Raw genomic sequence first — 12,745 nt, 5'->3', positions numbered from 1 at the left:
TGTTCGGCGATCCGGCTTCGGGGATCGGCTCCGTCACGGCCCAGCTTGCGGTAGGATCGGGGAGGCGATAGGCGAGAACGCCATGAACGACCAGCCCCAAATTTCGCACTCCGACTCGGGCGATTTCGCCGCGGTTCCGGCTTTCGCCGAACCGGGCGTCCCGCATATCCACACCCTGAACGTTCCGGGCATGCAGGCCCTATATGTCAAGGAGGTGCGGCGGTTTTTCAAGGTCCAGCTACAAACTATCTGGGCTCCGGCGATTACCACCCTTTTGTTCCTCGTCATTTTCACTGTCGCGCTGGGCGGCGCCGGGCGCACGGTCATCGGGGTGCCCTTCGCCGATTTCATCGCGCCGGGGCTGATCATGATGGCGATGCTGCAGAACAGCTTCGCCAATTCGAGCTTTTCGCTGCTCGTCGGCAAGATCCAGGGGACGATCGTCGATTATCTGATGCCGCCGCTTGCGGTCGGCGAGCTGATCATCGCGCTGATCGGCGCCGCGATCACCCGCGCGATCCTCGTCGGGCTGGCGCTGTGGCTGGCGATGCTGCTGTGGCCCGGCGTCCATGTGATCCCCGACCATTTGTGGGCGGTCGCGCTGTTCGGAGTGCTTGGTGCCGCAATGCTCGGCTTTCTCGGTCTGATTACGTCGGTATGGGCTGAGAAGTTCGACCATGCGGCGGCGGTGACCAATTTCGTCGTTACCCCGCTCGCGCTGCTGTCGGGGACCTTTTATTCGGTCGACCGGCTGGCGCCCTGGTTCCAGTCGATCGCGCACGGCAACCCGGTCTATTATGCGATCATGGGTTTTCGCTACGGCTTCATCGGTACCGTCGATTCCACGATCGCCAACGCGGTCCTCACCGCGGCGCTGGCGCTGGTCGCGGTCAACATCGTGCTCGGCGTCCTGACCTATCGCCTGCTCGCGTCGGGCTGGAAACTGAAAGCCTGATCTTGCCGATCAGTGGCGATGGATCGCCCGGATGCGGTACCGCCCGCGTTCGAGCCCGTCGAACATCGCGTCGATCTGCGGATGGTCGATCGGTCCGCCATCGCCGTCGGCGACCAGATTCTGCTGGCTGACATAGGCAATGTAGGAGGAATCCTCGCTCTCGGCGAGCAAGTGGTAATAGGGTTGTTCCTTCGCGGGGCGGATCGCCTCGGGGATCGCTTCATACCATTCGTCGCTGTTCGCGAAGACCGGATCGATGTCGAACACGACGCCGCGGAAATCGAACATGCGGTGACGCACGATATCGCCCGGCGCAAAGCGCGCGCGTTCGATCAGCGGCGCGGTAACCGCTTTGGGAAGTTCGGAAGAGGATTCGGGCGTCATAGGAACAATCTATGGCGGTTTACGCCTGTTTCAAGTCCGTTAAATTCACCGGCGCTGCGGTTTGCCGAATCGGGCTGTGATCGAGGTTACAGAAGTAACGGCCGTTCAGGCTAAATGCTCCTGCGGCTTCGCATTTCCGGATGAGGTTGCGGGCCGCCATCATCAGGGGAGACGCATTATGGCCGACCTACCACCCAATAGCTCCAGCCCGGCTTCGGGCATCGTCCAGCGGGCGAAGGATATCATTCTGAAGCCGAAAGAGACCTGGCCGGTCATCGCCGCGGAGCCTGCCACCACCCAGTCCATCTTTGTGCCCTATGTGGTTGTGCTCGCCGCGATCGGCCCCATTGCGCAGTTCATCGGCGGACAGGTCTTCGGATTTACCGCGTTCGGGATCACCTATCACCCGCCGATCGGAAGTGCGCTGGTTTCCGCGATACTGTCCTATGGCCTGACCTTCGCGACGGTCTTCATCCTCGCGCTCGTCATCGACGGGCTCGCGCCGAATTTCGGCGGACAAAAGGATCAGGTTCAGGCGCTCAAGGTCGCCGCCTATTCGGCGACCGCGGGCTGGGTCGGCGGCATTTTCGGGCTGCTTCCCGCGCTGGCGCTGGTCGGGGCGCTGTTCGCGCTGTACGGGCTCTACCTTCTCTACCTTGGCCTGCCGGTGCTGATGAAGGTGCCGCAGGAAAAGGCGCTCGGCTATACGGTGGTCGTCGTCGTCGTTGCGATCGTGCTGTTCCTGATCGTCGGCGCGGTCGTCGGGGCACTGACCGCGCCTTCGCTGCTCAGCGTCAGGGGCTGACGCGCGCCAGCCGTCCCGGCAAAGTCCGGGGCGGCTGTCCGCCGCTGGTCGATTTCAAGGTAAAATGGAGGAGAGTGAGGGATTCGAACCCTCGGTACCGTTGCCGGCACTTCGCATTTCGAGTGCGACGCTTTCGACCACTCAGCCAACTCTCCTCGCTGAGGCAGACGCCCCTAGCGGCGCCCCGCGCGACTTGCAACCCTCTCGTCACAAAATCGCGGCGGGTTGCCGAATTTAGGGGGAATCAGGGCTTGTCGGCCTCCCACCAATAGGGCTCGCGCTTGCGGCTGCCTGTCTCCGCCTCGTTCATCGTCAGCGGATCGTAAAGCCGTCCGCCCAACATCACACGGTGGATCTGTTCGGTATTGCGGATGTTTTCCGTCGGGTCGGCGTCGAGGATCAGCAGGTCGGCGAGCTTGCCCGCCTCGAGCGATCCGACATCCTTCGCGTAGCCGAGCGCGGTTGCGGGCATGATCGTCGCGGCGCGCAACGCATCGATGTTGCTCCAACCGCCGCGGACGAAGGACCATATCTCCCAGTGCGCGCCCACGCCGGCCTGCTGGCCGTGGGCGCCGATCGACACGTTGCGACCGGTGGCGGCAATCTTGGCGGCTTCACGCGCCGAATCGTCGTCGACATAATCGCCCTCGGGCGCGATGACGCGGCGCTTGTTGTCGGCGGCGAGGATCGTCGGCGGGATATGCCGCGCGAGGATCGGCTGTTCCCAGACATTGGTATGCGCGCGCCAATAGGGATCGCCCGCGGGCCCGCCATAGGTAACGACGAGCGTCGGCGTATAATCGACCTGCGTCTGGCCCCAGAGCTGCACCAGGTCCTTGTAGAAGGTGTGGAGCGGGACGTTATGCTCGACGGTCGAGTTGCCGTCCTGGATCAGCGTCACGTCCTGCGTGTAGAGCGAGCCGCCTTCGGGCACGACGGTGATCCCTTCGGCCTGCGCGGCACGCACGACCATCTGGCGCTGTTCGCGGCGCGGCTGGTTGTAATTCTTGACGCTGTACGCCCCTTGCGCCTTCAGCCGCCGAACATGCGCGAGCGCGTCGTCGTAGCTGTTGATCTCCGAATAGCCGGTCAGCGATTTCGCGCCATAGATGACCTCGCCGGTCGAAAAAATGCGGGGAGCCAGAATCAGCCCGGCACGCTGCATTTCGGACGAGACGAAGATTTCGGCGGCGCGCGACGACGGGTTGTGGCTGGTCGTCGTGCCCATCGCGAGATTGACGAGTTCGGACCAGTTCTGTTGCGGCACCAGTTCGTCGTCGCCATGCGGGCCGTGCGCGTGCCCGTCGACGAAGCCGGGGACGATCGTCTTGCCGGTGGCATCGATGACCACGGCATCGGCGGGCAACGGCCTTCTCGCCGCGTCGGCGGGACCGACGAAGACGATCCGGTCGCCTTCGATATCGATCACGCCATTCTCGATGACGCCGCCATCCTTGCCGGCCATGGTGAGGATTTTTGCGCCGCGGATGACGACAGTCCCGCGATGCTTCGATGCCGCCTGTGTCATCGACAACGATACGCCATCGGTAGGCGGCGTGAACTTCGCTGCCTTGGCGTCGGTCGGGGCATTGGCGAAGAAGCTGGCAAGGTCGGCGCTGAACAATGTCGGACCGCGCGTCCAGTGGAGACGGCTACCGCCGTTCGACCAGTGGATATAATCGGCACCGCTGCCGCTGACGCGGGTAACGGGAAGGGCGCCGCTCTTGGTCCCCAGCGAGACGTCCTGCCCGCCCGGCATCAGCGGTGTGACATAGGCGTCGAAATTCTCCCGGAAAGCCAGCGTGCGGCCATCGGGGGAAATCTCGTAATCGCTGACCAGTTCGCCATTGGCGTGGACGCGTTTGTCCTGGCCGCTGAGGTCGGTGCTGACGAGCTGGCTTTTGCCGTCGGCAACGACGATCATGAAGACACGGTCGTTGTCCGCACCGAACTGGGGTTTGGCGCCATTGTCGCTGATGCGATCGGGTGTGCCTCCCGAAGCCGCGACGCGATAGATGCCGGGATTGTCGCCCCAGCGCTCCGAGGTCAGGTTGCCGCCGGCCCGGCGCTCGAAGACGATCGTCTGGCCGTCGGGCGAGAAGCGCGGTTCGGCATAATGGCCGGGGGCAGCCGTGATCTTGCGCGAGGCGCCACCGCCTGCACCGACGACGTGCACTTCGCCAAGCCCGGTGTCGGTCCAGCGGACGAAGACGACCGAGCGGCTGTCGCGCGACCAGCTCGGCCACATTTCGAATGCGCCGTCTTTTGCCGTAGTCAGCCGCCGCGCGGTGCCGCCGGTCGCGGGCTTGACCCACAATTTGCCGAGCGTTTCGAACACGACCTGTCGTCCGTCGGGCGACACTTCGGCCCAGCGCGGCATCTTCGTCGCGAAACTGTCGGGTGCGACTTCGACCGCGGGATGCGTTGCGTCGACGATCACGCGATCGTCGTTGATGCTGAAGGGGATGATGCGCGCTTCACCGCCATTGCCGCTCACGCGGCGCAGCTTGCCGCCGGCCCAGAAGACGATGTCGCTGCTGTCGGGGGTCCATGCCATATTCGGGTAGACGCCGGTAACCGCCCAGGTTTCCTGCACATCCTGATCGAGCGCATCGTAAACCTTGCGCTCGATGCCCGAAGCGAGGTCCTTGACATAAAGCTTTGAATCCATGCCTTCGCGGCGAACGAAGGCGAGGCGCTTGCCGTCTGGCGAAGGTGTCGGGCGGACCGCGCCGCCGGCCCCCGATGCGGCCGTCGTGACCTCGCCGTCGTTCAGATCATAACGTTCGATGTGGAAGAGATCGGTGTTGCTGTCCTGCGCATATTCGAAGATCGGTCCCGGCGTGACGTTGCGCGTGTAATAGATGCCCTTGCCGTCGGCCGCGAAGACCGGTTCGCCGAGCTCCTTCTGATGCTTTTCGCTCACTCGTTTGACCAAGGGCACGCCGGCGCCGCCCGAGACATGATACATCCATATCTCGCCGGTCCCGAGCGAACGCCCGGTCGTGAAATGCTTCTTGGCGACGATGAACTGGCCGTCGGGACTCCAGCCCGGCTGGTTGAGGAGGCGGAAATCCTCCTTGCTGAGCTGGCGGCGATCGCTTCCGTCGCGGTTCATGACCCAGATATTGTCGCCGCCGCCGGCGTCGGAGACGAAAGCGATGCGGCGGCCGTCGGGCGAGAAGCGCGGCTGGTGTTCATAAGCCAGTCCTGCGGCGATCCGCGTCGGCGTGCCGCCCTCGATGGGCATGGTATAGATGTCGCCGAGCAAGTCGAACGCGACGGTGCGGCCGTCGGGGGCGACGTCGACATTCATCCAGCTCCCTTCGTCGACGGCGATCGGAACCTTGCGCGTCGTCATGCCCGGCGGCGCGTTGACGTCCCACTTTTCCGCCTTTGCATCAGCCGCGGCAGCCGCGGCAGCCGCGGCAGCCGCGGGCGCGGCCTGTTGTGCGAATGCCGAGGTCGAGCAGGCCAGAGTCGCCAGAACGGCGAGGGTGAAACGCGTCATATAATATCCCCTGTCGAAATTATCGGGCGACCATATGGTTGAAGTCCGGACTTGCAAGTGACAGTCTTCGACGAAGAACTGGCAGGGTCGACGGGCGGCGGATCGCGATCGCCGCTTGCCTGGCGGAATTCGGGGAGAGCCAAGGCGTGCCTTTGACGGGAATTCGTGTCATCGATTTCGGGCGTTATATCGCCGGGCCCTATTGCGCCGCGCTGCTCGCCGATTATGGCGCCGACGTCATCCGGATCGAGGCGCCGGAGGGCAACGAGGATCGCTATTCGGTTCCGGTCGCCGACGACGGGTCGGGGGCGATGTTCCTCCAGATGAACCGCAACAAGCGCAGCCTGGGGTTGAAGCCTGGCAGCGAGGCGGGACGCGAGGTCGTGCGGCGGCTGGTCCGCACCGCCGATGTCGTGGTGGCGAACATGCCCGACGACGCGCTCGAAAAGCTGGGGCTCGACTATCCGACGCTCTCGGCGCTCAATCCCGCGATCATCCTCGTTACCGCTTCGGCGTTCGGCAGCGAGGGGCCGCTCGCGCAACGGGTCGGCTTCGATGCGGTGGGACAGGCGATGTCGGGCGCGGTGTATCTCGGCGGTTCGGACGGCGCGCCCACGCGCGCACAGGTCAATTATGTCGACTTCACGACCGCGCTCCACTGCGCCTTCGGGGTGATGCTCGCACTTCGCGAGCGCGAACGGACGGGCGGGGGGCAGCGGGTGAGCGGATCGTTGCTCGGCTCCGCGCTCGCCATCTCGAACGGGCTGACGATCGACCATGCCCTCAATGGCATCGACCGCGGCATGATGGGCAGCCGCGCCTTCAGTTCGGCGCCGACCGATATTTTCGCGACGCGCGACGGCTGGGTGATGACGCAGGTGGTCGGCAACCCGATCTTCGCGCGCTGGGCCGCGCTGATCGGACGGCCCGAACTTGCCGACGATCCGCGTTTTGGATCCGACATCGCGCGCGGCGAACACGGCGCCGAATTGAGCGCGCTGATGGCGGAGTGGTGCGCCGCGCGGACGACCGACGACGCGATCGCCGAACTCGGCGCGGCGCGCGTTCCCGCCGGGCCGGTGCTACGGCCATCGGAAGCGCTGGCGGAACCGCAGGTCGCCGCGGCCCGGCTTGTCGAGCCGATGGAGTATCCGGGAGCCAAAGGCACGGCGCCGATCGTGCGGACGCCGATCACGCTGTCTGCAAGCGCCAAGGCCGAGCTTTCTCCTGCGCCGCGTGTCGGCGAGCATGGCGAGGCGATCCTCGCGGAGCTGGGATACGATCCCGAAGCCATTTCGGCTTTGCGACGGGATAGGATTATTTGAGCCATTGGCGGTGGACGTCGCAGGCGGTCATGTTTAAGTACCGGTCAGTACGAAATTGAACGATGGAGTCCGCGATGACCGAGCAGAATGAATATGTGCCGCCCAGCATCTGGACCTGGGAAAAGGAAAGCGGCGGGCGCTTTGCCAATATCAACCGCCCGATCGCTGGACCGACGCACGACAAGGATCTGCCGGTCGGCAAGCATCCGCTTCAGCTCTATTCGCTCGGCACGCCGAATGGCGTCAAGGTGACCGTGATGCTCGAAGAATTACTCGCCGCGGGCCACAGCGGCGCCGAATATGACGCGTGGCTGATCAATATCGGCGACGGCGACCAGTTTTCGAGCGGCTTCGTCGGTGCCAATCCGAACAGCAAGATTCCTGCGTTGGTCGACCGCAGCGGTTCCGAGCCGATCCGTGTCTTTGAATCGGGCGCGATCCTGATCTATCTGGCCGAAAAATTCGGAGCGTTCCTGCCGACCGAAACGGCGAAGCGCGCCGAAACCTTGTCGTGGCTGATGTGGCAGATGGGAAGCACGCCCTTTCTCGGTGGCGGGTTCGGTCATTTTTACGCCTATGCCCCGACCAAGCAGGAGTATCCGATCAACCGCTATGCGATGGAAGTGAAGCGGCAGCTGGACGTGCTCGACCGGCGCCTTGCGGAGAGCGAATATCTGGGCGGGACGGACTATACGATCGCCGACATGGCGGTCTGGCCCTGGTACGGTGCGCTCGTGAAGGGTCTGGTCTATGACGCCGGCGAGTTCCTGCAGGTGCAGGATTACAAGCATGTCCAGCGCTGGACCGACCAGATTGCGGCGCGCCCGGCGGTCAAGCGCGGGCGAATGGTCAATCGCGTGACGGGCGATCCGGCCAGCCAGCTCCACGAGCGTCATGACGCGTCGGATTTCGATTTGCGGACGCAGGACAAACTGGCGCCGGAGCCTGCGGCCGAATAGGCATCTCATCTTCCGAAATGCGGTATTTGCAGAAGCGGTCGTCCGGTCGGCGTTAAGATTTCGACGGGATGTCGCGGAGGTTTTGAGGAAAGAGGCAGTTTTCCGCCTCTTCGGCCTGCTGTGCTGACCGGTTCGTCGCCTGCCGATTTTGCGTAAAATGCGAAAAACCGGTGTCGCCGCGAGGCGACCCGGCTTTCATCATGTGGGCTCATCCTGGGCCGCATGACAGATCCGGTTTTCCTTTCGCGGTTGACCCGCCCATTCGCCGAAGTCCGCCAAGCGCTGGTGCGGCATGACCGCGGCGCGGCGATGATCGAGATGGCGCTCGTCCTGCCGCTCTTCCTCGCATTGCTGATGGGCATCCTCGTCTATGGGCAATATTTCCTGCTCGCGCACAGCGTGCAGCAGGCTGCGAACGACGGCGCGCGCGCCGCGATCGTCGGGCTCGATGCCGCCGATCGCCGCGCCATCGCCGCCCGGGCGGTCGATCGCAGCCTGCAAGGCGCACGGCAGATCACACCCGACAAGCGAACCATCGCCGTCTCCGAAACGAGTGATGCGATTACGGTCGGCGTGACCTACACCGTCCCGGCAGACAGCTTCCTGCGCACGTCGATCGTTCCCGTGCCCGGCAACGTCATCCGCGCCGACGCGACCTTTGAACTGCCGGTGGAGTGACGCCATGACCTTGTTCTCGTTCCTGTCCATCCTCGTCCGCAACCGCCGCGCGGGGATCAGCATCATGTCGGCGCTGGGGCTGACGATGCTGATCGGTTCGGCCGCGCTCGCGGTCGATGTCGGCTCGCTCTATCTCGACCGCCGCAAGCTGCAGGGGATCGCCGACGCCGCGGCAATGGCTGCCGCTGCACGGCCGGGTGAAGAGCGGGCTGCTGCACAGCGGATCATTGCAGCAAGCTGTGCGTGCACGATCACCGTCGCAGCGCTGACCAGCGGCACCTATACTCCCGACGCAGCGGTCGAGGCCGAGAGGCGGTTCGTCGCGGGCGGCGGCTCGCCCAATGCGGTGCGGGTGACGCTGACCCGAAATCGCCCGCTATTCTTCGGCCGCTTCCTGACCGGTCGCAGCGAAAGCATGATCAGCGCGACCGCAACCGGCGCGCGGCGCGGCTATGCCGCCTTCTCGCTGGGCTCGCGGGTGGCCGCGGTGCACGGCGGCGTGCCCAATGCGCTGCTGTCGGCGCTGACGGGCAGCCAGGTCAATTTGTCGGTGATGGACTATAATGCGCTGGCGAGCGCCGATATCGACTTGCTTGCCTTTTCCGACGCGCTGCGGACCGAGATCGGCGCCGACGTGCTGACCTTTGGCCAGACGCTCGACACGCAGGTGACGACGCCGCAGGTGCTGTCGGCGCTGGCGCAGGCGTCGGACGGGCAGGTGGCGACCGCGCTCGAGCATCTCGCCTCGAAGGCGTTGCCGCGCGCGCTGGTTCCTTCGCGAGCGATCGACCTCGGGCCACGCTCGTCGAGCATTCGCATCGATGCTGCCAATCCGGTGAAGGTCAACGCGCTCGACCTCGCGCGCGCGATGCTGCTGCTCGGCAATGCCAACCGGCAACTCGACCTATCGCTGGCGAGCAGCCTGCCCGGCGGGTCGGGGGTCGATCTGGCGCTGATGATCGGCGAGCCGCCCGCGCATTCGCCGCTGATCGCGGTCACCGATACCAACGACGTCGTGGTGCGCACAGCGCAGGTGCGGTTCAAGCTCGACGCCAAGGTGTCGACGCCGCTCGCCGCGGTGCAGATTCCGGTGCTGGCCGAGCTCGGGTCGGCGTCGGCGCGCATTTCGGACATCCAGTGTCAGGGCGCGGGGAATGGGTCTGTCTCGCTTGCGGTGACCACCACCCCGGCGACGCTGGCGATCGGCACGGTCGCCAGCGCCGATTTCCAGAACATGCAACGGCAACTCGATCCGCAGCCGGCGCGGCTGCTGCGCCTCCCGCTGGCGAGCGTTGATGGCGAGGCCGAACTGGTGCTGTCGGACCTTGCCGAAAAGCCGCTGGGCTTTTCGCGCACCGAGATCGATGCGGGGAAGATGAAGACGGTCGAGAGCACCGGGCTGGTCGCCGGGGCCGCCAAATCGCTCTCCGACCGCATGGACCTGCGGGTGAACATCCTCGGGCTGGGGCTCAATGCCAAGGCGCTCACGTCATTGGTCGGTGATACCGTGGGCCTCGCCGCGCCGGTGCTCGACACGCTGATTGCCGACATTACCGGGGTACTCGGCGTCCATGTCGGCGAAGCCGACGCGCGCGTCAATGCGCTGCGCTGCGGCAAGGCCAAGCTGGTTTGATTAGCGCAGTGGCGCCAGATCGGACTGAAGAATCTCGGAATGCGGTCCCCGGCGCCGCATACCCTCATAGAACAGACGCTGTTGCATCCCTTCCGGCGCAAACGCGAACACAAGATGAACAGAGTGGGTTAGTATCGCCTTCGAGGAGGCCGATGTGGCAACAGCGCGTGAACCCCAAAGAGTGTCGGCGGCGGAGTTCATCCGCGGTTTCGCGAACTGGCGGATGCAGGCGGCGCGAAAGCCGGTGGTGGTAACGCACCATGGCAAGGATGCGCATGTGCTGATCTCGCTCGACGACTATCGGCGCCTCGACGGCGAAAGCGACGCGGGGAGGGCGTCGACCAACGCACTGCAGGACTCATTGGCTCTCCTGATCGAAGCGATCCCCGACGGCGCGATCGTCATCGATCGCCAGTGGCGCATCCTGTCGGTCAACCCGGCCGCGAGCGACATGATAGAACGCGCGGCGGCGGACCTGATCGGAGCGGAACTCGGCGCAGCGCTGCCGGAGCTCGGCGGAAGCCTGTTGTTCCAGCGCATCATCCGCCTGCTCGATCATCGCGAGCGCTTTTCGGGCGATATGCCGGGCCTCCTGCGTCCGCGCCAATGGTTGCATATCGATCTGGTGCCGCTGCCTGTCGGCGGCGCAATCGTGCTGCGCGATGTCAGCGAGGCGATGGACGATATTGCCGCGACCCACCTGCGGCAGGCGCTGGCGACCGTGATCGATATCGACGGCAGTGTCGGTCATGCCCGGCTCTCGGTGCGCGAGACCGTCGATACCGCGAACGAGGCGTTGACGACCTTGGTCGGGGTCGATGCCGCGGCGATCCGGCGGGTGCGTTTTTCGGCGTTGCTCGCCGTCAGACATCGCGCCGCCTTTTCGGACGCGATCGAGAGCGTATTCCGCAGCGGCGAGCCGGTACGCATCGCCTCGCAGATCGTCACCCGCGACGGGATCGCGATCGACGTCATGCTGTCGATCGCCGAGGTTCGCGGCGCCTATGCCAGCGAGGGTGCGGTTGTGCTCGTGACGCGGTACAGCGCCGGCTAGGACTATCTTATCGCGCTCCATAGCCCCTGCCGCCCCCGGGCGGCGGGGTGCAATTGCGTGCGACCGCTGGACATGCGGCGGAAGTTGTTGAAGGTGTCACGCATCGCGTTGCGAAAGACAACTTACCTTTACGTAAGCGTGAACCGATAATATAAGGGCGGCATTGCCCAAGGGAGAATCGTCATGGACATGGAGTTCAGCCCCGAAGACCTCGCATTCCAGAAGGAAGTGCGCGACTTCATCGCCGAGAATTACCCCGCCGAACTGCGCGACAAGCAGGACGAAGGCGAGGAGATGTCCAAGGAGGATTTCCTCGCCTGGCACAAGATCCTGTACAAGAAGGGCTGGATCGCCCCCGCCTGGCCGGTCGAATATGGCGGCACCGGCTGGACCCCGACGCAGCGTTTCATCTGGTCGGAGGAAACCGCGCGCGCCGACTGTATCCGCCTGATGCCCTTCGGCCTCGCGATGGTCGGGCCCGTCATCTACACCTTCGGTACCCCCGAACAGAAGGCGCATTTCCTGCCGCGCATCCTGTCGGGTGAGGATTGGTGGTGTCAGGGCTATTCGGAGCCCGGATCGGGGTCCGACCTTGCCAGCCTGCGCACCGCGGCAGTCAAGGATGGCGACGATTATATCGTCAACGGGCAGAAGACATGGACGACGCTGGCGCAGCACGCCGACTGGGGCTTTTTCCTCGTCCGCACCGACAAGGAAGCGAAGCAGCAGGAAGGCATCAGCTTCCTTTTGATCGACATGAAATCGCCCGGCATCACGGTGCGCCCGATCATCACGCTGGGCGGCGAGCATGAAGTCAACGAAGTGTGGCTCGAGGATGTCCGCGTGCCGCAGTCGCAGCGCGTCTATGAAGAAAATAAGGGCTGGACCTGCGCCAAATTCCTGCTCGCGCACGAACGCACCGGCATCGCCGGCGTCGCCGCGTCGAAGCGCGGGATCGAGAAGGTGAAGGCGATCGCGCGGACCGAGCTCGACGGCGACCAGCCGCTGATCGCCAACGCCTTTTTCAAGCGCAAGCTCGCCGAACTGGAAATCGACCTGACCGCGCTGGAATTTACCGAGCTGCGCAGCCTAGCCGGTCCGAATGCGGGCAAGGGGCCGGGGCCGGAATCGAGCCTGCTCAAGATCAAGGGTTCGGAAATCCAGCAGCGACTGACCGAACTGACGCTGGAAGCCGTCGGCCATTATGGCGCGCCCTATTTTCGCGGCTTCGGAGAAGGCGATAACGAGCATCCGATCGGGCCCGATTATGCCCATCGCGCGGCGCCGACCTATTTCAACATGCGCAAGACGACGATCTATGGCGGGTCGAACGAAATCCAGCGCAACATCATCGCGAAGATGGTTTTGGGATTGTGATCGCAAAACCGCACCGGAACTGATCCGGGGTCTCCGTCGGCCTTGAGGGCCGTTTGCGGCAATG

General features: G+C 64.5%; 10 protein-coding genes and 1 tRNA gene. 8 read left to right on the top strand and 3 right to left on the bottom strand.

Translation table 11 applies throughout. From position 1 onward, the window contains the following. Positions 1–82 precede the first annotated feature (82 nt). The gene (locus tag V6U71_RS10105) at positions 83–955 is read left to right on the top strand and encodes an ABC transporter permease (protein WP_411342123.1); all 873 of its coding nucleotides are present in this window, start codon (positions 83–85) and stop codon (positions 953–955) included. Positions 956–964: 9 nt separating this feature from the next. Here the strand turns inward: V6U71_RS10105 and hspQ are convergent, their stop codons facing one another. Continuing rightward, on the bottom strand, positions 965–1,339 hold the full coding sequence (hspQ, locus tag V6U71_RS10100; RefSeq protein WP_054587860.1) for a heat shock protein HspQ: 375 nt from the start codon (positions 1,337–1,339) through the stop codon (positions 965–967). A gap of 178 nt (positions 1,340–1,517) precedes the next feature. Between hspQ and V6U71_RS10095 the strand changes: the two genes are divergently transcribed. Then, the gene (locus V6U71_RS10095; protein WP_411342122.1) at positions 1,518–2,144 is read left to right on the top strand and encodes a Yip1 family protein; all 627 of its coding nucleotides are present in this window, start codon (positions 1,518–1,520) and stop codon (positions 2,142–2,144) included. 65 nt (positions 2,145–2,209) lie between these two features. Here V6U71_RS10095 and V6U71_RS10090 read toward each other — a convergent pair. Further along, positions 2,210–2,299 (bottom strand) — tRNA-Ser (locus V6U71_RS10090). A gap of 89 nt (positions 2,300–2,388) precedes the next feature. Continuing rightward, complete coding sequence (locus V6U71_RS10085) at positions 2,389–5,655, bottom strand: amidohydrolase family protein (RefSeq protein ID WP_411342121.1); 3,267 nt, start codon at positions 5,653–5,655, stop codon at positions 2,389–2,391. Positions 5,656–5,801: 146 nt separating this feature from the next. Here V6U71_RS10085 and V6U71_RS10080 point away from each other — a divergent pair, with 146 nt between their 5' ends. From V6U71_RS10080 to V6U71_RS10055, 6 genes are all read left to right on the top strand, one after another. Beyond that, the gene (locus tag V6U71_RS10080; protein WP_411342120.1) at positions 5,802–6,980 is read left to right on the top strand and encodes a CaiB/BaiF CoA transferase family protein; all 1,179 of its coding nucleotides are present in this window, start codon (positions 5,802–5,804) and stop codon (positions 6,978–6,980) included. A 74-nt stretch (positions 6,981–7,054) separates the two neighbouring features. Continuing rightward, positions 7,055–7,939 carry a glutathione-dependent disulfide-bond oxidoreductase gene (gene yghU / locus V6U71_RS10075; protein WP_411342119.1) on the top strand — a complete coding sequence of 295 codons (885 nt, stop codon included), beginning with the start codon at positions 7,055–7,057 and terminating at the stop codon, positions 7,937–7,939. Positions 7,940–8,161: 222 nt separating this feature from the next. Continuing rightward, a complete protein-coding gene (locus V6U71_RS10070) occupies positions 8,162–8,617 on the top strand; it encodes a TadE/TadG family type IV pilus assembly protein (RefSeq protein WP_411342118.1) in 456 nt (151 codons plus the stop codon). Between the two features lie 4 nt (positions 8,618–8,621). After that, positions 8,622–10,250, top strand: coding sequence for a TadG family pilus assembly protein (locus V6U71_RS10065; RefSeq protein ID WP_411342117.1), 1,629 nt, complete (start codon positions 8,622–8,624; stop codon positions 10,248–10,250). Between the two features lie 154 nt (positions 10,251–10,404). Beyond that, entirely contained in the window at positions 10,405–11,304 is a 900-nt protein-coding gene (locus tag V6U71_RS10060; RefSeq protein WP_411342116.1) for a PAS domain-containing protein, read from the top strand. Positions 11,305–11,487: 183 nt separating this feature from the next. Beyond that, positions 11,488–12,681 (top strand): acyl-CoA dehydrogenase family protein, encoded by a 1,194-nt coding sequence (locus V6U71_RS10055; RefSeq protein WP_411342115.1) that lies wholly within the window; start codon positions 11,488–11,490, stop codon positions 12,679–12,681. Positions 12,682–12,745 lie beyond the last annotated feature (64 nt).

The sequence above is a fragment of the Sphingopyxis sp. J-6 genome, from assembly GCF_046603995.1.
Classification (GTDB): Bacteria; Pseudomonadota; Alphaproteobacteria; order Sphingomonadales; family Sphingomonadaceae; genus Sphingopyxis.
The sequence above is the reverse complement of the archived record's forward strand: the minus strand, read 5'-3'. Positions and strand labels throughout refer to the sequence as shown.